Below are 20,037 nucleotides of genomic sequence, written 5' to 3' on the forward strand. Positions count from 1 at the left end.
CCATGTCCAACCTCACCCTCGTCATCAAATCCATCCAGGACATCATGCGCCAGGACAGCGGCGTCGATGGCGACGCCCAGCGCATCAGCCAGCTCACCTGGCTGCTGTTCCTCAAGGTGTTTGATGCGCTCGAAGAAGAACTGGAACTCACGCGGGACCACTACCAAAGCCCCATCCCCGAGGCCATGCGCTGGCGCAACTGGGCGGCCGACCCCGAGGGCATGACCGGCGAGGCGCTGCTCGATTTTGTGGACAACCAGCTCTTTGCCACGCTCAAGAGCCTCAGCGCCGACCCCGCCCGCAACCCGCGCGGCTACGTGGTGCGCGGCGTGTTTGAAGACGCCTACAACTACATGAAAAGCGGCCACCTGCTGCGCCAGGTGGTCAACAAGCTGGGCGGCATCGACTTCAACCGCCAGGCCGAGCGCCACCAGTTCAACGACCTCTACGAAAAAATCCTCAAAGACCTGCAAAGCGCAGGCAACGCGGGCGAGTTCTACACCCCCCGCGCCGTCACCCAGTTCATGGTGGACATGGTCAACCCCCAACTGGGCGAGGTGGTGCTCGACCCCGCCACCGGCACCGGCGGCTTTCTGGTGTGCGCCATCGAGCACCTGCGCAAGCAAGTCAAAAATGCGGACCAAGAAGCCGTGCTGCAAAACAGCATTCGCGGCGTCGAGAAAAAGCAGATGCCGCACATGCTGTGCGTCACCAACCTGCTGCTGCACGGCATCGAGGTGCCCAGCAACATCCGCCACGACAACACCCTGGTGCGCCCCCTGCGCGACTACACCCAGGCAGACCGCGTGGACGTGGTGCTCACCAACCCGCCCTTTGGCGGCGTGGAAGAGCCCGGCATCGAACAAGGCTACCCCGCCGACGTGCGCACCAAAGAGACTGCCGACCTGTTTTTGGTGCTCATCAAGCACATCCTCAAAGTCAACGGCCGCGCCGCCCTGGTGCTGCCCGACGGCACCCTGTTTGGCGAAGGCGTCAAAAGCCGCATCAAAGAGCAACTGCTGGCTGAGTGCAACCTGCACACCATCGTGCGCCTGCCCAACGGCGTGTTCGCCCCCTACACCGGCATCAAGACCAACCTGCTGTTCTTCACCAAGGGCCAGCCCACCCCGCATGTCTGGTACTACGAACACCCGTACCCACCGGGCGTGAAGAACTACAACAAGACCAAGCCCATCCGCGTCGAAGAGTTCGACGCCGAAAAGGCCTGGTGGGGCACCGAGGCCGACGGCTTTGCCGCCCGCGTGGAAAACGAACGCGCCTGGAAGGTCAGCATCGACACCCTCCGCGCGGCCAACTGGAACCTCGACCAGAAGAACCCCCACGTCGGCGAACAAACCAGCCACGACCCCGACGAACTGCTGGCCCAGCACGCCCGCCTGCAAGCCGAGGCCCAGGCCCTGCGCGACGAGCTCAAGGGCATCCTGGCGCGGTCATTAATGGTCAAAATGGCCGCTAGCGCTTGATGGATAAGCGCATGCTGCTATCAAATTTGGATGTATTGGCCACCGCCCCCGGTGGCGTGGCCCGCCTGCGCGAGCTGATTCTTACCCTGGCCGTGCAAGGCAAGCTGGTGCCGCAAGACCCCGCGGATGAACCGGCGAGTGTGCTGCTGCAGAAGATTCGGGCGGAGAAGGATCGGCTGATTGCGGAGGGGAAGATCAAGCGGGACAAGCCGTTGGCGGAGATTGCGCACGAGGACAAGCCGTTTGAGTTGCAGGAGGGGTGGGCGTGGGTGAGGCTCGGCCAACTTGCAAACTTCATCGACTATCGCGGCAAAACGCCGACGAAGACCGAGTCAGGTATTCCACTGATCACTGCAAAAAATGTTCGGCAAGGGTTCATCAACCGTGTGCCGCGCGAATTCATTGCTGAAGCGGCTTACGCTGGCTGGATGACTCGCGGATTCCCAAAAGTCGGTGATCTGTTGTTCACAACCGAAGCCCCGCTTGGAAATGTCGCTGCAATTGATATTGAAGAACGCTTTGCACTCGCCCAGCGTGTCATCTGTTTTGGACTGTACGAACCCCAAATGTCCGGTGCGCTCTCAACATTTCTGCGGTCGCCCTGGATGCAAGGTGTGTTCTCAGACCAAGCTACTGGCGTAACAGCCCAAGGAATCAAATCTGCTCGTTTGCAACTGATACCAATTCCAGTACCGCCCCTCGCCGAACAATCCCGTATCGCAACCCGCGTCGAAGAACTCATGCGCCTGTGCGATGCGCTACAGGCCAAGGGCCAACTGGAGGCCGCGCAACACGCCCAACTGGTCAGCACCCTGCTGGGCACGCTCACCGCCAGCACCACGCCCGAGGAACTGGCCGACAACTGGCAGCGTGTGGCCCAGCACTTCGACCTGCTGTTCGACCGCCCCGAAGCCATCGACGCCCTGGAGCAAACCCTGCTGCAACTGGCCGTGCGCGGCCTGCTCGTGCCCCAAGACCCCACCGACGAACCCGCCAGCGCCTTGCTGCAAAAGATCCGCGCCGAAAAAGACCGCCTCATCGCCACAGGCCAAATCAAACGCGACAAACCCCTGCCGCCCATCACCGACGAGGAAAAGCCGTTTGAGTTGCCGGTGGGGTGGGAGTGGGCGCGCGTCGCTGACGTTGTTGAAATGCTCAACGGCTACGCGTTCAAGAGTGAGTGGTTCAAGCAAGCTGGCGTTCGGCTCTTGCGCAACGTGAACGTAAGCCATGGTCACGTTGATTGGTCGACACCAGTCATGCTTGATGTTGCGACCGCAAAAGACTACGAGCAGTTCGCACTGCGTGTGGGTGATATCGTTCTTTCGCTGGACCGCCCCATCATCTCCACCGGCCTGAAATACGCGGTAATTCGAGAATCTGACTTGCCATGCTTGTTGCTCCAGCGGGTTGCGCGACTTACTTCACTTGTCTGTGTGTCGCCTGAGTTTCTGGTGCTTTGGCTGCAGTCTGATTTGTTCATGGGCACTATCGACCCAGGGCGCAGCAACGGCGTGCCACATATATCGACCAAGCAGGTCGCTGAGCTGGCTTTCCCTCTTCCTCCCCTTATCGAACAATCCCGCATCGTCACCCGCGTCACAGCCCTGCGCCGCCTGTGCGCCGACCTGCGCCAGCGCCTGGTCGATGCCCAAACCACCCAGTCCAACCTAGCCCAGGCGCTGGTGGAGTCCACGGCCTCGGTGTGAAAGTGCATGCCTGTGGGCAGCGTTCAAACCAACCCCAAGGACATGAACGACCTGCTGGTCGATATGCAGGCAGGCACGGTCCCGTGGCCTGACTTTCAGCGTGGGTGGGTGTAGGAAGGCATGCGCATCCGCGCGCTGCTGCGCTGTTGGGCGTGGCCCAGCCTTCCCCGTAGGCGCAGTGCTGATGCGGGGGCGGGCGGTGCGGTGACACCATCGGGGAGAGCATGCGTACGAGGTGCAGGCGACCGGGGCCTGATGGCAAGCCCCCGGCGACACGTTTTGCACCGGCACCCACGGTATCTGCACCGTTGGCATGTCGAGATACCAGCAGAAGTACCCACTTTTTGGGGGTATCCCATGGTCCGCAGTGAAATGGCCTGAGACCACAAAAAACCCGCCATGCCGGGAAACATGCGGGTTCTGAGAGGTTGTGAGACTGTGTGAATGGCTGCTTTGGCCTGCCCGGAGGGACTCGAACCCCCGACCTATAGCTTAGAAGGCTATTGCTCTATCCAGTTGAGCTACGGGCAGTGAACAAGCTTTCGGCAAAGAGGTGCTTACTCGGTTGTATTGCAGAGTATTCCGCAACTGCGCTGTGGCGCAGACCGCGAATCATACCCTGCGTACAGAGCCTCCCCGAAGAGGGCGGCCTTGGTATTGGCAGTAGCAGAAGCCCGGTGGATGCGGGTATAACGAGGCTACCTACCCACCCGCCAACACATTTCCTCGGCCCGCCCGCACCATGCCGCACAGCGTCACGCTCATACACACCATCGCTGCCGCGCTGGGGCTGGCCCTGGCGTTGGGTTTTGTGGCTACGCGGTTGCGGTTGCCTGCGTTGATCGGGTATCTGCTGGCGGGCGTGGTCATCGGGCCATACACACCGGGCTTTGTGGCAGACGCGGCGATGGCCAGCCAGTTGGCTGAAATCGGCGTGATGTTGCTGATGTTTGGCGTTGGCCTGCATTTCTCGTGGGGTGACCTGCTGGCCGTGCGCAAGATTGCGGTGCCCGGGGCGGTGGTGCAGATGATGGTGGCCACGGGGCTGGGCATGGCTTTGGCCACCTGGTGGGGCTGGGGCTTGGGCGGGGCTTTGGTGTTTGGCCTGGCGCTCTCGGTGGCCAGCACGGTGGTGCTGTTGCGTGCGCTGGAGACCCTGGGCATTCTGGACAGTCACACCGGGCGGATTGCCGTGGGCTGGCTGGTGGTGGAAGACCTGGCCATGGTGCTGGTGCTGGTGTTGCTGCCGCCGCTTGCAGGCTGGCTGGGTGGCAGCACAGGGGGCGAAGGTGCAGCTGCCCAGGGCGTGGATGGCGCGGCGCTGTGGCAGGCCTTGGGATGGACGTTGTTGCAGGTTGGAGGTTTTGTGGCGCTGATGTTGCTGGTGGGGCGCCGTCTGTTCCCTTGGGTGCTCTGGCAGGTGGCGCGCACGGGTTCGCGGGAGCTGTTCACGCTGTGTGTGGTAGCTGCAGCGGTGGGCATTGCGTTTGGGTCTGCCGCGCTGTTTGGGGTGTCGTTTGCGCTGGGTGCGTTTTTTGCGGGCATGGTGATGCGCGAGTCGGAATTCAGCCACCGGGCTGCGCAAGAGTCCTTGCCGCTGCGCGACGCTTTTGCCGTGCTGTTTTTTGTCTCGGTGGGCATGTTGTTCGACCCCTCCGTGCTGTGGAGTCGGCCATTGCAGGTGCTGGCGGTGGTGGCAATCATCATGCTGGGCAAGACGCTGGCTGCGGCGGCCCTGGTGCTGGCATTTCGCTACCCGCTCAATACGGCGCTCACGGTCTCGGCGAGCCTGGCGCAGATCGGGGAGTTCTCTTTCATCCTGGTGGCGCTGGGCGCATCGCTGGGGCTGCTGCCGCCCGAAGGGGCCAGCCTGGTGCTGGCGGGGGCGCTGATTTCGATGGCGCTCAATCCGATGCTTTTTCATGCCATTGCCCCGCTGCAGGCCTGGTTGCGCGCCCGGTCGGCATTGGCACGGCGGCTGGAGCAGCGCGACGACCCTCTGGCCGAACTGCCCACGAGCACCGACGCCCGCTATCTCGCGCGGCAAGTGGTGCTGGTGGGATACGGCAGGGTGGGGCGCCGCGTTGCCAATGTGCTGGTGGCCAACGACATCCCGTTCGTGGTTGCCGAGCAGAACCGCGAACTGGTGGAGTCATTGCGGGAGTCTGGCATTGCAGCAGTGTTTGGTGATGCGGTGGACCCTGCCGTGCTCATACAGGCGCACATCGCCCGCGCCGCCATGCTGGTCATTGCTACGCCGGACACCCTGAATGTGCGGCAGATCATCACCACCGCGCGCACACTGAACCCCCACATCGAAACCGTGGTGCGCAGCCACAGTGGCGATGAGGCGCGGCGGCTTGCGCAGGAGTGCGACAGCACGGTGTTTCTGGCCGACGAGGCGTTGGCCCAGGCTATGGCCCGCCATGTGCTGGAGCGTACCGAAGCACGCCTTGCGCGGCATACCCGCCCTGCATCGCTGCACGGTGGGGTCTGAATACCAGTGTTTTTGGCTGCTAGCGCTTGATCGATAAGCGCTGGAAGCTATTAGTTTTATAGTGTTTTCTCTGCCCGGGCGCTGGTTGCAGCCTCGTTGGGCTGCTCCTGCGCACTGCCTCCTGCACCTTGTCCCGCATTTCTGCCGCCTCGACCCACAAGACCTTGCATTGTTCGTCGGTGGTGGGTTTCAGGCAGGCGCGTTCAAGGCTAGTTGATGTCTTCAAACACCAGGGCAGGGGGTGACATGATGCGCGCGGTATTTCCCAGCTCTTCAATCAGGTGGTTGGCGAAATAGCTGTTTTGCGTGTCGGGCTCCAGGGCGGCCACTGCCAGGTTGGCGCGGGGCTGATTCAGTGGCACATAGAAGCTGCCCGCAGGCACGTCGATGGCACTGCGCACTGGCGATACCTGCACGCGGACAATGCCCTTACCCCCGGCGATGGTGCCGATCACGTCCTGCCGGTCGCCGGACTCACGCGCGGTTTCGCGGTAGATATCGGCCAGTGCCGATCCGGATTCGGCCACGCGCATCACCTGCAGGCCGAGCATTTTCAGGCGCTCAACGGCGGCGGTGGAGTTGGCCGACAGCCAGTAGCCGCAGGGGCGGGCGCGGGTTTTGGTGGGGCGCAAGGTGAGGGATGAGTTCCAGTCCACCCGGATGGCGCGGTCTGCACCCGTTTCGGGGTCCAGGAAGTCCAGCTCGCGCTGGGTGGGGGTGGCCGCTGCTTCTACCACCACTTGGTCGCGGCAGGCCTGGGCGCTCACGTCGCGAGCAACGAAGGATCGGACCTGCTCCAGGTTGGCCGCCCGCTCTGCGGTGCTGCGCAGCGCACTGGTGATGGCTGTGACCTGCGAATGCACGCGGCGCTGGATGTGCATGCGCCCGATGCCCACGCCCCGTGTTTCGATCAGCAGGCTGATGGTGTTCTTCAGGCCGTTCACATTGCGGCCGGTGTCGGGTTGGGTGCCCCCCATGGAGATGCGCTTGTCGTCCGGGTTCGTCGAGGTGGTGTAGTACCAGTCGCTGGTCAGGCCCTGGGCCTTGAGGGCCGCCACCATGGGCTGGTGGTACCACTCTTGCGAGGCCTTGGTCAGAAACTCGGGGTAGTTCGCGGTGGTGGTGTACTGCAGCAGGGCGTCATAACGCTGGATGGCGTTGAATTTCTGCAGGTAGCGGCCCACCACCGTGTATTCATGGGCATCCACCACCAGGATGGGGCGGTAGTCGTTCACCACCTTGGCCAGAGCGCGGGCCTCGGGGGTGTTCAGCAGCAGGTGGTCGCGGTTCATGTCCACGCCATTGGCCGTGACGCGGGTGCCAACGGCGGCGCCATCGGGGTTGGCGCGCGGCACTATCACCACGTTGATGCGGTCCAGCAGGGGTTCCAGCAGGCCATGGGCTAGTTCGCGGCTGATCACGAGCAGCGCTTCGCTGCCTGCGGGTTCGTCGCCGTGCTGCTGGCCGACGAGCACTACGGTGGGCCGCCCGCTGGTGTCCAGGTTGGCGGGTTCCGTGCCCGCAGCGCGGGTCACCAGCAGGCCAAGGATGGGTTCACCGCGCTGCGACATGCCCAGGTTGAGCAGCTTGGTGCGCGTGGGCCCACGGGGAGCCGGATCGGCCAGGGAATGCAGCCACTGGCCCAGCTCGGCATTGGTGGTGAAAGCTCTGCGGTCCGGTCCCAGGCCGGGTGTGCTGTAGGCCATGGGTGGATCAGGGAACCGGGCAGCCACGGCCGCACCGTAGGGGGGCGCCATCGGGCCTTCGTTTTGCACGACCAGCGGCGCGGGTGGTGGCAGCGGGCTGGCGATCGCCCCTTGGCGCGGGGCCTGAGCCTGTGGGGCCTGGCCCAAGGGCGCTGGCACCACCGTACCTGGCTGAGCGCGGGGCAAGGGGGCCGGCGCGCTGGTTCGCGTGGCTGGCGCTGATGGCCAGGGTGGCAGCGGGGTGCTGGAGCACGCCGTCAGCAGCACGGCTGCCAGCAACGCCGAGACCTTCCAGGGCATGCGCTGTGGGCGAGCCGGTGGCGGCAGGGCCGATGACGCTTCTGGTGGGGTGCGGTGAGGGTTGGAGTACATGTTCATGGTGGTATCTGCCTTCTGAGGCCTGACCGGGCGGCTTTGTTACGGCGATGTTACCTGCCCGTCACTGCCATGCCGTGTCAGCGTACATCCCGTTGCAAACCCGGGGTTGACGCGCCAAAGCCCTGTGCGATGTCACAGTTTTGGGGCCGATGGGACTGGATTCGAGGCCAGCGAGCTGCCGGCGGAGGTGGACGGTGCAGGTGAGGGCTCCGTCTGCTGTGCCATCTTCAGCCGCAGCAGTGCGCGCACAAAACCGTGGTCCGATCGGGTCCTGTCACGTCCTTCGTGCAGGTGGTCGTTGAAGTAGTCCACGCGCCGCACGTCGCCCATGCTGTTCCTGCCGTTGTGCACGAATTCCTCGCTCACCAGAATCTGGTCGAGCACGCTGGGCGAGCTTTGGTGGATGTGTGAGTACGCGACATCCTTCTTCAGCGCCGCATCGCCCTGCAGGTCGTAGGCATTGAACAGCGCGACATCGCGTGCCGAGCGGTCGTAGGCGATCTCATTGGTGGCGCAGATGAGCTGTGTGGTGACGCTGTCCGGGGTGTCATTGAAATCGCCCAAGACCACCAGCGGCACGCTGGTGCGGTGCAGCAGGTCGATGACCAGGCAGCGCAGCGCCATGGCTTCGGCGCCCCGCATGATCAGCGAGCGCAGCGATGCCAGCGCCATCACCTTGCGGTCGTCCCGGTCTTCCGTGGGGTTGCCCTGTGCATCCTGCAGGAACTTGGGCCGTTTGGATTTGAGGTGGGCCGTCAGTACGTTCAGGCTCTGTCCGTGTTTCATGCGCAGTGTTGCAACCAGAGGCGGCCGTTCAAAGCGCGTGTGCAGGCCCAGGCCCGGTATTTCTACCTGGAAGCCCGGGGGAAATTCCGCAAACGACTGCAAGGCATCCACCTTGAGCCGTGTCGCAATGCCGACCCGGGGCGTGCCTTGTGCTCCGGTGCGCGTCGCATCGTTCTCCGCCCCGGGTACCGCCACGAAGTCGTAGCGCAGGCCGCTGCGGCCGAGGGCGCCCTTGAATGCTGCGTCGTCCCACACCTCCTGTACTGCCAGCACGTCGGCATTGAGCATGCGAAACCGGTCGCCCAGCCAGGTGAGCTTGCGATCAAACTCCGTCTGGCTGTAGGGGTCTTGGTTCTCGTAGAACAGGCGGCCAGGATTGGCCAGGTTGAGCACATTGCAGGTGGCCACCATCAAAGTGGCCAGGGGCTGGGAGAAGTCGTTGGGGCGCATAGGCCACAGCATCGCACAGGCAACTGCAGTGGACTGGGGAAGAGGTCAGAAGACCTGCAGCGCGTTGCCTGACAGGACGTGCAGCCCCGCAGGCCGCGTTTGCACGGCATGGACAAGCGCTCGCGCCACGTCGGCACCGGGGCGGGCGCGGTAGCTGGCGGGGATGAGCGGGTCCAGCAGCTTGAAGGCCTTGATGGACAGGGACTCGGCGGGGCGCGCGGCCTGGCCCAGAGCCCGGCGTTCACCCAGCAGCAGCGATGGGCGCGCGATCACGAGCGTGTCAAAGCCCAGGCTTTTGAGCGCCTGCTCGACCTCGCCTTTGATACGGTTGTAGAAGATGCGGGAATTTGCGTCTGCGCCCATGGCGGTCACTACCCCGCAGCGGGTGGCCCCGGCCGCCATCGCTGTGCGCGCGGTGGCAATGACCGCGTCGTGGTCCACCGCGCGAAAAGCCTGCTGGCTGCCAGCCGCTGCGATGGTCGTCCCCAACGTGATGTAGACATCATCTACATGCGGCAGGCCCGGGACCGCGGGCTGTGCGCCCAAGGCCGCAAAATCCACAGCGTGCAGGTGCAGCCGTGGATGCGTGATGTCAGGCATGCGCCGACCAAGGGCATACAGCGCATGCACCTCGGGTGGCAGCGCTTCGCCCGGCGCTATGCCGGTATGGGCTGTGTTTTTGCCTACCGACGGATCAGCGGCCAAAAGAGCCGCGAGAACCGCCCGGCCCACGAGACCCGTTGCCCCGGCCACCAGAACCACCCGTGCCTCCGCCATAGCCGCCACCTCCACCGTTGTTGCCACGATAGCCACCACCGCCACGGCGACCGCCGCCGCCCAAGCTGTCCACGCTGGTGCGCATGGGATCTGGCTGGCCGCCAGCGCCGCCGCCTGCATGGCTGGAGTTGCGATGGCCTGGGTTGGCATGGCCCATGTGCGTGCCCAGGTGGGCATTCGCGCGTGGGGGTTGCGAGTCGTCGTAGCGATTGCCGCCTTCGTAGCCGCCGCCTCCGCCACCGGCGCTGCCGCCGGAGCGGCCGCGTGCAGGTGCCTGGCCGCCAGCGCGTGCGCCGCCGCCCTGGGCGCCACCGCCACCACCGGCACGGCCACCGCGCGGACCATTGCCGCCACCGCCCGCTGCAGCAGGGGCACCACCGGCGCGGCCACCACGGGCACCACCGCCGCCACTGCGGGGGCCGCGGTCACCGCCGCCGCCAGCACCCTGGCCGGCCTTGTTGGTGCGGATGCGGTCCATCATTTCGCTGCGGGCTGCCTTGGCGGCTGCCTGCATCACGTCACGGCTCGGGGGCTTGCCTGCACCGCCCCAGATGGTCTGGCGACCCATGGCGATGGGCTCTGCCTTCTCGCCCGCGTCGGGGCCGAAGCCTTCGATGATCTGGACCGGGATCTGCTGCTTGGTGAAGCGCTCGATGTCCATCATGAAGCCTTCTTCGTCCATGCAGACCAGGCTCACGGCTTCGCCGGTAGCGCCAGCGCGGCCCGTGCGGCCAATCCGGTGCACGTAGTCTTCAGAGACGTTCGGGATTTCGTAGTTGACGACGTGCGGCAGGTCGTCGATGTCAATGCCGCGCGCTGCAATGTCGGTGGCCACCAGGGCGCGGATTTCGCCGCTTTTGAAGCCTGCCAGTGCCTGGGTGCGCGCACTCTGACTCTTGTTGCCGTGCAGGGCCATGGCCTGCACGCCATTTTTAGTCAGAAACTCGGCCACATTGTTGGCGCCAAACTTGGTGCGGGTGAACACCAGCACCTGGCTCCAGTTGTGCTGCTGGATGATGTGCAGCAGCACCTGCTTCTTCTTGCCACGGCCCACGGGGTGAATCACCTGCGAGATGCGCTGCACGGTGGTGTTGCTGGGGGTGACCTGGATGCTCTGAGGGTTCTTGAGCAGGGTATTGGCCAGGTCGCGGATTTCATCGCTGAAGGTGGCCGAGAACAGCAGGCTTTGCTTGTCCTTGGGCACCAGGGCCAGCACCTTCTTCACGTCGTGGATGAAACCCATGTCCAGCATGCGGTCGGCTTCGTCGAGCACCAGTACCTGCACGGTCGACAGGTCCAGGAAGCCCTGCTGCTGCAAGTCCAGCAGGCGGCCGGGCGTGGCCACCAGAATGTCCACGCCGCGCTTGACGCGGTCGATCTGCGGGTTCATGCCCACACCGCCGAAGACGACGGTGGAGTTGATATCCAGGTATTTGCCGTATTCGCGCACGGATTCTTCCACCTGGGCGGCGAGTTCGCGGGTGGGCGTCAGCACCAGGGCACGGATGCCCTTGCCACCGAACTTGTTCTTGGGGGCAGCGCTTTGCGAAAGGCGGTGCAGCATGGGCAGGGTAAACGCGGCGGTCTTGCCGGTGCCAGTCTGCGCGCCAGCCAGCAGGTCGTGGCCTGCGAGCACGGCGGGAATGGCCTGGGCCTGAATGGGCGTGGGGGTTTCGTAGCCCGTTTCGTGCACGGCCTTCAGGATGGCAGGAGCCAGGTTCAGTTCGTCAAATGTCATGTCTTTGGATGCGCCCGTCCGGGGCGCTGGGTATCGGCCTGTCGTGCAACCGGGAGGTTGTCGAGCCAGTCTCAAGCCGATGAGGTTCAAGAGTGGGAGCCTGGAAGTTGATGCTTCCTTCGTCCCCAGCAGTGTGCTGATGTGGCGGGCAACTGGAGCCCGCTACGGTGGGTATTGTCGCATGGCCCGATAATCTCGGTTTGCACGCAGAATTTCTGCTCATTTTTGCAGGTTTGACACTCAATGGCCCAATACGTTTTTTCCATGAATCGCGTCGGCAAGATCGTGCCGCCCAAGCGGCAGATCTTGAAAGACATCTCCCTGAGCTTCTTCCCGGGCGCCAAGATTGGCGTATTGGGGACTAACGGTTCGGGTAAGTCCACCCTCCTGAAGATCATGGCGGGCCTTGACAAGGAAATCGAAGGCGAGGCCATCCCAATGGCCGGTCTGAACATCGGCTATCTGCCCCAGGAACCCCAGCTGGACCCGACACAAACCGTGCGGGAGAGCGTGGAAGCCGGCATGGGCAAGGTTTTTGCCGCCAAGGCCCGTCTGGAAGAGGTCTACACCGCCTATGGCGCTGAAGATGCCGACTTTGACGCGCTGGCCGCCGAGCAGGCCGAGCTGGAAGCCATTATTGCAACGGCGGGTACCGACTCCGAGCACCAATTGGAAATCGCAGCCGATGCGCTGCGCCTGCCACCTTGGGATGCCAATATTGGCGTGCTCTCCGGTGGTGAAAAACGCCGCGTGGCCCTGTGCCGCCTGCTGCTGTCCAAGCCCGATATGCTGCTGCTCGACGAACCGACCAACCACTTGGACGCCGAATCGGTGGACTGGCTGGAGCAGTTCCTGCAGCGCTACTCCGGCACCGTGGTGGCCATCACCCACGATCGCTACTTCCTGGACAACGCCGCCGAATGGATTCTGGAACTGGACCGTGGGTCCGGCATCCCGTACAAGGGCAATTACTCCGACTGGCTGACCCAGAAGGGCGCCCGTCTGGAAGCCGAACAAAAGGGTGAGGAAGCCCGCGCCAAGGCCCTGAAGAAGGAACTTGAATGGTCGCGCCAGAACCCCAAGGCCCGCCAGGCCAAGAGCAAGGCCCGTCTGGCCCGCTTTGAGGAACTGAGCGATTACGAATACCAGAAGCGCAACGAAACGAACGAAATCTTCATCCCCGTGGCGGACCGTCTGGGCAGCCAGGTGATCGAGTTCAAGAACGTCACCAAGTCGTTTGGCGACCGCGTGCTGATCGACAACCTGAGCTTCAACATTCCTGCAGGCGCCATCGTCGGCATCATCGGGCCCAACGGCGCCGGTAAGTCCACGCTGTTCAAGCTGATTGCGGGCAAGGAAAAGCCGGACGCGGGGGAGGTCGTTATCGGCTCCACCGTCAAGATGGCCTTTGTGGACCAGCATCGCGATGACTTGTCGAATGACAAGACCGTCTGGGAAGACGTATCGGGCGGGCTCGACATCCTGAACGTGGGTAAATTCCAGATGGCCAGCCGCGCCTACTGTGGCCGGTTCAACTTCAATGGCGGCGACCAGCAAAAGAAGGTTGGCATGCTCTCAGGGGGGGAGCGCGGTCGTTTGCACCTGGCCAAGACCCTGATTGCCGGCGGCAACGTGCTGATGCTGGACGAGCCGTCCAACGATCTGGACGTGGAAACGTTGCGGGCTCTCGAAGACGCGCTTCTGGAATTTGCCGGCACGATGTTGGTAATCAGCCACGATCGCTGGTTCCTGGACCGGATCGCCACCCACATCCTGGCGGCTGAAGGTGACAGCCAGTGGACGTTCTTTGACGGCAATTACCAGGAGTACGAGGCCGACAAGAAGAAGCGCCTGGGTGAAGAAGGGGCAAAACCCAAACGAATGAGGTTCAAAGCCCTCAAATAAGGCGTCAGGTCAAGTAGCATTGCATCTGGAAACCTGTTGTCCGATCGATTCCTCCCCACCATGTCCCAGACTGCTTCTCGTTCGAGAACTGTTTTCCGCGCCTGTGTCGTCAACGCCGTGCGCGGCGGCGAGGCGTTGATGCAGGAATTGGTCAAGGTCACGCAAGGGGCCCTGACGGGTGAGGAGTCTGTCGTCCGCAATATCCAGCAGCGCAATCTGGTCAGTGACAGCCTGCGCTTGCTGAACCAGCATGAAGCTGCGCTGGTCAAGGGTTATCCCATGGCCCTGCTGGAGATTTTTGCCGAAGGTCCCGCTGCCAAAGGCCGCAGTTCTGCCGAGGACACCGGCATGGACTTCGGTGAACTCTCGCTCATGGATGAGAACGAGATGCAGGCGCAGGTGGAGCTGTCCAAGGCGCAGCAATCGGCGCTACATGCCACTGATGCGGTACTGGCCGAACTCAACACCCTCGTCAGTTCCGCACAAGGCTTGCGCAGTGTGCAACCCGAACGCAACCCACTGCGCCCCGAAAGTTATATCCGCGCGCTCCAGCAGGTGGTGGGAGACACTGGTGTATCGCCCGAAGTGCGCCAGCTGTGGATGCAGCACATGCGCGACCTGTTGGGTAAGCTGCTGGTGGATGAATACAAAAAAACGGCTGCCAGCCTGCGCGAGCATGGCGTTCAGCCCGTGGGGTACGCGGTGCTCGGCACGCCCGGCGGCAACGCGGGTCGTGGCGGTGGCTACGGTGGCCCTGGCACCAACACCGGCATGGGTACCGGCTATGGTGGGGGGTACTCCGGCTATGGCAATTCGATGGGCGCGCCCATGGGGGACTATGGCAACACCGGCTATGGCCGTGGCATGGGGCCTTCCACTGGCTGGAGTGGCGATTCCCTGCAATCGCCGATGGCGCCAGCCGCAGAAGAAGCATTGTTGACGGTGGGCATCCTGCGCCAGATGTTGGCTGGCGGAGATCCTTTTGATCCACGCGCATATGGCGCCATGCCTTCGCAGCCGGTGGCTTTGCAGCCTGCGTGGGGTGTGCCTCCTGCGGGTGCCCAACCGATGCCGCAAGGCGGTGGTTACTACCCTGTGGGTGCAGCGGCCGAGGCCATCGAGGACATGGCCCAGCTCGAACGCTTGGTGGGAAGGCTCGCCAGCGGCAGCCAGGCAGCTTCGCTGTCGGCGCCTTTGACGGGGTGGCGGGGCCCGGGTGTGGCTCCTGTGGTGTACGCGGCCATGCCGATGGAGGCGGCCACCCAATCCCCGGCCATGGCCATTGAGGTGGTTGGCCGCATGATGGAGAACATTGCCCAGGATGCTCGCCTTCTGCCGCCCGTGCAGAAGGCTGTGAAGAGTTTGGAGCCCGCACTCAAACAACTGGTGACACACGATGGGCGGTTTTTCACCGATGGCACCCATCCCGCGCGCCGTTTGCTGGATGAGCTGACGCAACGCAGTCTGGCGTTCACCGCAGAAGCAACGCCGGGGTTCAGCAGTTTCATGCGCTTGGTGCAAGGTGCGGTGGAGCACCTGACTGCCAACGAAATCAAAGATGCAGGGCCTTTTGATACCGTGCTCAAGGCCCTGCAGTCTGCCTGGGAGACTCAGGAGCAGAAGATCAAGGCCCATCAGGAAGCGCAGCAAAAAGCCTTGCTCCAAGCGGAGCAGCGGGAAATGCTGGCCGAAAAGACTGCGGCCGACATCCGCAGGCTGCCTGATCTGGAGAACGTGCCTGCCGACGTGCTCGATTTTGCCGCCGGCCCATGGGCGGATGTGATCGCCTTGGCGCAGGTGCTCAAGGGCGGAGATGGGCAGGATGAGGACCCCGGTGGCTACCTGGCGCTGGTGCCTGTGCTGCTATGGAGCGCCCAACCCGACCTGACCCGCCAGGAACCTGAGCGCCTGAACGAGGCCATACCCGGCCTGCTGGCCAAGTTGCGCAAGGGGCTCAAGACCATCAATTACCCCGCAGTGCAGACCAGCGCCTTCTTGCAGCGTTTGGTGGGGCTGCATCAGTCGGCCTTTGAAAAGCCAGCGCCCGCACCTGTGGCGGCGCCTCAGCCAGAACCCGAGCCGGTGGCCCAAGAAGCAGCCCCTGCTGAAGCGCAAGCCTCCGCTGTGGCCCCCGAGGACAGTGTTCAGGCGCCCGTGGATGCGCCCGATCCCTACGCTGACTTTGTAATTGGCGCATGGGTCGAGCTGGTCACCAACGGCCGGGTCGTCCGCACGCAACTTACCTGGGCCAGCCCACACGGCACCCTGTTCCTTTTCACAGCACCCGATGCGAGCACGCAATCCATGACCCGGCGGATGCGCGACAAGCTGGCTGCGGACGGCTCCTTGCGGGTGGTTCCGGCAGTGTCCTCCACGGTCCGTGTTCTGGACGCTGTCTCAGCGGGGTCGTCCCGGAAGGTGACCAGCAGCGCCCCTTCCTCCAAAGTTGCCCCGTTGGGCTCCAAGTCTTCCAAGACACGCTAACTCAGCACCCCGCGCTTCCCACGCGATTCGCCATCGCTTTGAGCCTTGGCCTCGCGTGCTCCATGCAACAAAGGGCGCTCAATTCACAGATGTACCCTGAAGCGCCAGGGACAGCTCAGGCGCGGAGCAACTTTTTGCGCACCAGGTGAATGTGATTGCGCAGCGCGTACAACTCGTCTGCGTAGGACAACGGTACGCTCACTTTTTCAGCCTGTGCCTCCAGCGTATTGAGGGCCTTGAGCAGCTCGGCGGCGTCAATGTTGCCAGCCTCCATGTCGTTTTCAATCTCACGAAGCCGGCCATACCAGCGGAAAACGCGTGATCGCACCCTGAACTGGTACAGCGGCGGCACGACGCGCGACAGCGGGAGCATGATCGCCAGCAAAATGCCCAGTACCAGCCACATGCGCTCAATCAGGTTTGCCATCCAGAACGGCAGGTAGCGTTGCAGCATCGGCACCGGCTCGTTCATGGCCCGGTCGCCTTCTTTGGCAATCGGAAGTTCGCTATTGCGTGAGTTGGGGAACTCGCGGGCCCGGTTGAACCAGCCCGATCCGCCGTGCAGTTTCTGCGCATTCTGCGCAAACAGGGTGAGCAGGGCAGGGTGCGTGGCATCGCGTGCCAGCAGCGAGGTAGTGGATGCCACCAGGCGCACATCCCGCGTGGGCACGTTGGCCGCCAGGTCCACCACGCCGCGCGGCAATGTGACCGGAGTCAGGAAAGGAAACCGCCGCGCATAGGCCTCGTGCTGGGCAAAGTCCAGCAACTGCACGCCGGGTGTCTGCAGCAGCATCTGCACCATCAGGGATTCGGGGGCCGAGGCGAACACCAGCGCATCAAGTCTGCCCGCCAGAAATTCCACGGTGGCTGGCGTCTGCTCCAGCCGGGACATCTGCACCGCACCAGGCGCCACCTTGTTGGCGTCGAGCAGGCGCTCCATCAGCTTGGGCACGCCACTACCGTCTGAGCCTACATTGACCCGCCAGCCACGCAACTGCCGAAGGCTGTCGATGCGCGGAGTGTTGTACACACGTTCTGCAGTCTCCGCACGGTAGAACAGCCACACGGGCTCCACAAAGAGACTGCCCAGAGACACCAGCTCGTCGGCATCATCGGGTTGCAGTTCGGCCGTGCCACCCTGCACAAACGCCACATCGGCCTTGCCCTCACGCAACAGCTGCAGGTTGTGCGAAGAGCCATCGCTGGGCAGCAACCGGACTTCGATGCCGTCCTCCGCCAACGCCTTCTGGTAGCGCTTGCCAAACTCCTCGTAAGCGCTTTGCGCCGGGCCTGTGGCCAGTGTCACGGTTTTGGGTGGGTTGGGGTTGAGCCACCAGTACGCCAGCACCAGCAGTCCCACCGCCAGAAACGCGAGAGGACCGGCCGACACGATCAGATCGCGCAGAGAAAGCAGGGTATTGCGGAAAGCCTGGGACATGGAATAAGTGCTGAACATGGGGTGGAGCAACCACGAGGCCTCTGCGACCATCCGAGGCCCCGTGGTTGCTCATGCGGCTGTGGCCTACGCCCTCCAGGCACATGGGGCCAGGAGCGACAGGAGTTCCTGAGATCTATGGCTTGCTGCCGCGCCGCTGGCGCTCGTAAGCCACACATTCCGGAAGGGAGAGCTGGTCGTCCTGATCGGTATCCGCCGCGTCGAAATAGGCCATGCGGCTTTCAACGACTTCCTTGAACGACAGCTTACCGTCGCTGTCCGTGTCAACGGCTGCAAGTCGCTTCAGGCGGCCTTTGCCCATGCGCGGCACCTGGGCCAGGTCGGAGAGCTGGACATGGCCTGTCGCATCGGGCGAGAGGTTGTGCCAGCCTTGCACGATGTCCCGGTGAAACTCCTCCAGAGACACCTTGCCGTCGTGGTTCAGGTCAGCAGACGAGCAGATTGCCTGGAGCCGGTTGGCGCGCGATGGTGCTGCTGGCTTCTGGGCCGCGGTGGTCACCTTGGGTGGGGATGTGGGGGAAGACACCGGGGCATCCGCTGCCTGCGCGGCGGATGCAGATGCCAGAGCGAAGGTGCCTGCCGCTGCTGCACTGCACAGCAAGCGCATGGTGCGCAGAGCGTGTGGGGTTTGGGTTGTGATCATCATTGGGCCCTCCTTACCACCACCAGCGTTGGCTGGGGCTGCGGTTGCAGGGCCAGACCATGGTGTGTGCGCCCTGGCGGACCCGGCCATCCTCCACGTCCAGGCATTTGCCGGTGAGCTGGCTCACGATCTGGCCGCCCCGGGTGGCCCAGCTTTGGCTGCGCGAGCCCGAGCACGACCACAGCACCACCCGTGCGCCATCGCGCGGGTCGCCACGGTCCACGTCCACGCACAGGTCGCGTACCCGGATCTCACCCCCGCGCCCCACAGCAAACCGCTGGGACGCGGTGCCGTTGCATTCATACACCTGCAATGTGGTGCCTGGCTGGAACTTGCCACCCCGCACGTCCAGGCACAGGCGGCCGTCCACGCGGACTTCTCGCCCCCAGTCGCCACCCTGGCCGGGATAGTCTGGGTACTCGGGTCGCCGGTCGTTGTCGTGCCGGTTGTGGTTGGCCAGCAGCGCAAGGCCCGCGATGGCGGCCACCGCGGCCACCGCTGCACCTGCGTTGGAGCCACTGCTGTTGTTCGGTGCGTAGCTTCGGGTAATCTGGAAGCGGCCGCCACACCCCCCGTTGGTCCAAAGTTCCCGGTTCGTCAGGTCATAGCCCCAGGTGCGATTGAAACGGCAAGCCCCCTGTGTCTGTGCGCTCAGGGCCACCTGGGTGGTGTCGTCCGGCAGGCGATAGGACGTGTAGCCACCGTTGGATTGCAGGTCCACGAACTGGTCCTGGGCGATGGCGGCTTGGGTATTCAGGAGCAAAGGCAGGCACAACAACCAGCTGTGCCGCAGACGGTTTAGGTCTTTCATGAATTCTCCTTGTCGCGATTGATAGGGTGGCAAGACTGGCGCGTGGGGGCCGCGGTGCGCTGCGGGCGTGTTCTGGCGGCTGAGCCCTGCGCCGTGTGGGCATCATATGGGCTCATGGGCCATGGCCCCATGACCATTGTTTACCCCAACTCACCAGCCCACGGCAAGTACAAACCTTCCGCCGTGGTGATGGACCGCGCCGCGCGTGCAGCGCGTGCCGTGGCAATGGCCGTGGCCTCGGCTGCCATGGTGGCCAGCACCATCATGCCCAGGCTTTTGCCTGCGCGGCCAGTGCCCAGGCTGAAGAGCGTGTCGCCGTCGGACATGGTGTGCACCGGGTTGATGCTGCGCGCCAGGCCGTCGTGGGCGGCCACGGCCAGGCGGTGGGCCTGTACCTTGGTGATGACGGCGTCGGTGGCCACCACGCCGATGGTGGTGTTGGTGCCCGCCAGCAGGGGCTGGGGCGGGTCGCCGCGCAGCAGGGCACGGCGCGTGTCGCGCAGGCGCAGGCCGTCGTCGGTGCGGGCGCCTGCAATCACTTGTGCGGTGTCGGGGTCGATCACGTCACCCAGGGCGTTGCAGGCAATGAGCGCGCCCACAGTGACGCCATCCAATGTGACAGAGGCGGTGCCAATGCCGCCCTTCATGGCACGCTGGATGCCGTAGATCTTGCCCAGTGCCGCACCCGTGCCCGCACCCACATTGCCCTCGGCCGGGTCGGCGGTGGATGCCGCATCGCACGCCGCGTAGCCCGCCGCAGCGTCGGGGCGAATCCGCATGTCGCCCACCAGCAGGTCAAACAGCACGGCGGCAGGCACGATGGGCAGGCGGCCCACGGCCACATCGAAGCCGATGTTGCGCTCTTCCAGCCAGCGCACAGCGCCGGTGGCGGCATCCAGCCCCCAGGCGCTGCCTCCGGCCAGCATGATGGCGTGCACCTTGTCCACCAGGTTGGAGGGGTGGAGCAGATCGGTCTCGCGGGTGCCGGGTGCTGCGCCCCGTACATCCACACCGGCCACGGCGCCTTCGCGGGTGATGATGACGGTGCAGCCCGTGGGACGGCGGGTTTCGGTGAAGTGACCGACCTCGATGCCCGCCACGCGGGTGATGCTGCCAGCGCTGCCGGCCAGAACGTGTTGAGAACTCATGGCCGTCGATTATGGTGCCCGGGCGCACCAGCTGGTTTGTGCGACGTCAGTCAGCCGGCAGGGGG

The 20,037-nt window shown here is 64.0% G+C and carries 13 protein-coding genes and 1 tRNA gene; 5 read left to right on the plus strand and 9 right to left on the minus strand.

All coding sequences use genetic code 11. The annotated features are described in order from the left end of the window. Positions 1–2 precede the first annotated feature (2 nt). Positions 3–1,484, plus strand: a complete 1,482-nt coding sequence (locus tag ACSQ22_RS07930) for a type I restriction-modification system subunit M (protein WP_436129969.1) — start codon at positions 3–5, stop codon at positions 1,482–1,484. A gap of 11 nt (positions 1,485–1,495) precedes the next feature. Continuing rightward, entirely contained in the window at positions 1,496–3,193 is a 1,698-nt protein-coding gene (locus tag ACSQ22_RS07935) for a restriction endonuclease subunit S (RefSeq protein WP_436129970.1), read from the plus strand. Between the two features lie 454 nt (positions 3,194–3,647). Here ACSQ22_RS07935 and ACSQ22_RS07940 read toward each other — a convergent pair. Further along, a tRNA-Arg gene (locus tag ACSQ22_RS07940) sits at positions 3,648–3,724 on the minus strand. A gap of 211 nt (positions 3,725–3,935) precedes the next feature. Between ACSQ22_RS07940 and ybaL the strand changes: the two genes are divergently transcribed. Then, positions 3,936–5,690 carry a YbaL family putative K(+) efflux transporter gene (gene ybaL, locus ACSQ22_RS07945; RefSeq protein WP_436129971.1) on the plus strand — a complete coding sequence of 585 codons (1,755 nt, stop codon included), beginning with the start codon at positions 3,936–3,938 and terminating at the stop codon, positions 5,688–5,690. 209 nt (positions 5,691–5,899) lie between these two features. On the opposite strand, the gene ACSQ22_RS07950 is transcribed toward ybaL, so the two are convergent. From ACSQ22_RS07950 to ACSQ22_RS07965, 4 genes are all read right to left on the minus strand, one after another. After that, positions 5,900–7,774: a M14 family zinc carboxypeptidase gene (locus tag ACSQ22_RS07950; RefSeq protein WP_436129972.1), complete on the minus strand. Its 1,875-nt coding sequence runs from the start codon at positions 7,772–7,774 to the stop codon at positions 5,900–5,902. A 132-nt stretch (positions 7,775–7,906) separates the two neighbouring features. Further along, complete coding sequence (locus ACSQ22_RS07955; RefSeq protein WP_436129973.1) at positions 7,907–9,022, minus strand: endonuclease/exonuclease/phosphatase family protein; 1,116 nt, start codon at positions 9,020–9,022, stop codon at positions 7,907–7,909. A 33-nt stretch (positions 9,023–9,055) separates the two neighbouring features. After that, positions 9,056–9,610, minus strand: coding sequence for a nucleoside-diphosphate sugar epimerase (locus ACSQ22_RS07960; RefSeq protein WP_436129974.1), 555 nt, complete (start codon positions 9,608–9,610; stop codon positions 9,056–9,058). Positions 9,611–9,704: 94 nt separating this feature from the next. Next, positions 9,705–11,525, minus strand: a complete 1,821-nt coding sequence (locus ACSQ22_RS07965; protein WP_436129975.1) for a DEAD/DEAH box helicase — start codon at positions 11,523–11,525, stop codon at positions 9,705–9,707. Positions 11,526–11,768: 243 nt separating this feature from the next. On the opposite strand from ACSQ22_RS07965, the gene ettA reads away from it, so the two are divergent. Beyond that, on the plus strand, positions 11,769–13,430 hold the full coding sequence (gene ettA, locus ACSQ22_RS07970; protein WP_055400762.1) for an energy-dependent translational throttle protein EttA: 1,662 nt from the start codon (positions 11,769–11,771) through the stop codon (positions 13,428–13,430). 60 nt (positions 13,431–13,490) lie between these two features. Further along, the gene (locus tag ACSQ22_RS07975) at positions 13,491–15,914 is read left to right on the plus strand and encodes a DUF1631 family protein (protein ID WP_436129976.1); all 2,424 of its coding nucleotides are present in this window, start codon (positions 13,491–13,493) and stop codon (positions 15,912–15,914) included. Between the two features lie 115 nt (positions 15,915–16,029). Here the strand turns inward: ACSQ22_RS07975 and ACSQ22_RS07980 are convergent, their stop codons facing one another. The 4 genes from ACSQ22_RS07980 to ACSQ22_RS07995 all read right to left on the minus strand — a co-directional run bounded on the left by ACSQ22_RS07980 (position 16,030) and on the right by ACSQ22_RS07995 (position 19,972). Then, positions 16,030–17,352 (minus strand): TAXI family TRAP transporter solute-binding subunit, encoded by a 1,323-nt coding sequence (locus ACSQ22_RS07980; protein ID WP_436129977.1) that lies wholly within the window; start codon positions 17,350–17,352, stop codon positions 16,030–16,032. Between the two features lie 133 nt (positions 17,353–17,485). Beyond that, complete coding sequence (locus ACSQ22_RS07985) at positions 17,486–18,016, minus strand: EF-hand domain-containing protein (protein WP_436129978.1); 531 nt, start codon at positions 18,014–18,016, stop codon at positions 17,486–17,488. A gap of 10 nt (positions 18,017–18,026) precedes the next feature. After that, the gene (locus ACSQ22_RS07990) at positions 18,027–18,824 is read right to left on the minus strand and encodes a lectin (protein WP_436129979.1); all 798 of its coding nucleotides are present in this window, start codon (positions 18,822–18,824) and stop codon (positions 18,027–18,029) included. A gap of 140 nt (positions 18,825–18,964) precedes the next feature. After that, the gene (locus ACSQ22_RS07995) at positions 18,965–19,972 is read right to left on the minus strand and encodes a P1 family peptidase (RefSeq protein ID WP_436129980.1); all 1,008 of its coding nucleotides are present in this window, start codon (positions 19,970–19,972) and stop codon (positions 18,965–18,967) included. Between the last annotated feature and the right edge of the window lie 65 nt (positions 19,973–20,037).

The sequence above is a fragment of the Acidovorax sp. LjRoot38 genome (assembly GCF_964252975.1).
Taxonomy (GTDB): domain Bacteria; phylum Pseudomonadota; class Gammaproteobacteria; order Burkholderiales; family Burkholderiaceae_C; genus Acidovorax; species Acidovorax facilis.

Coding starts and splice junctions, on each gene's coding strand:
- ACSQ22_RS07930 (WP_436129969.1), top strand. CDS start 3: ATGTCCAACCTCACCCTCGTCATCAAATCCATCCAGGACATCATGCGC.
- ACSQ22_RS07935 (WP_436129970.1), top strand. CDS start 1,496: ATGCTGCTATCAAATTTGGATGTATTGGCCACCGCCCCCGGTGGCGTG.
- ybaL (WP_436129971.1), top strand. CDS start 3,936: ATGCCGCACAGCGTCACGCTCATACACACCATCGCTGCCGCGCTGGGG.
- ACSQ22_RS07950 (WP_436129972.1), bottom strand. CDS start 7,774: ATGAACATGTACTCCAACCCTCACCGCACCCCACCAGAAGCGTCATCG.
- ACSQ22_RS07955 (WP_436129973.1), bottom strand. CDS start 9,022: ATGCTGTGGCCTATGCGCCCCAACGACTTCTCCCAGCCCCTGGCCACT.
- ACSQ22_RS07960 (WP_436129974.1), bottom strand. CDS start 9,610: ATGCCTGACATCACGCATCCACGGCTGCACCTGCACGCTGTGGATTTT.
- ACSQ22_RS07965 (WP_436129975.1), bottom strand. CDS start 11,525: ATGACATTTGACGAACTGAACCTGGCTCCTGCCATCCTGAAGGCCGTG.
- ettA (WP_055400762.1), top strand. CDS start 11,769: ATGGCCCAATACGTTTTTTCCATGAATCGCGTCGGCAAGATCGTGCCG.
- ACSQ22_RS07975 (WP_436129976.1), top strand. CDS start 13,491: ATGTCCCAGACTGCTTCTCGTTCGAGAACTGTTTTCCGCGCCTGTGTC.
- ACSQ22_RS07980 (WP_436129977.1), bottom strand. CDS start 17,352: ATGTCCCAGGCTTTCCGCAATACCCTGCTTTCTCTGCGCGATCTGATC.
- ACSQ22_RS07985 (WP_436129978.1), bottom strand. CDS start 18,016: ATGATGATCACAACCCAAACCCCACACGCTCTGCGCACCATGCGCTTG.
- ACSQ22_RS07990 (WP_436129979.1), bottom strand. CDS start 18,824: ATGAAAGACCTAAACCGTCTGCGGCACAGCTGGTTGTTGTGCCTGCCT.
- ACSQ22_RS07995 (WP_436129980.1), bottom strand. CDS start 19,972: ATGAGTTCTCAACACGTTCTGGCCGGCAGCGCTGGCAGCATCACCCGC.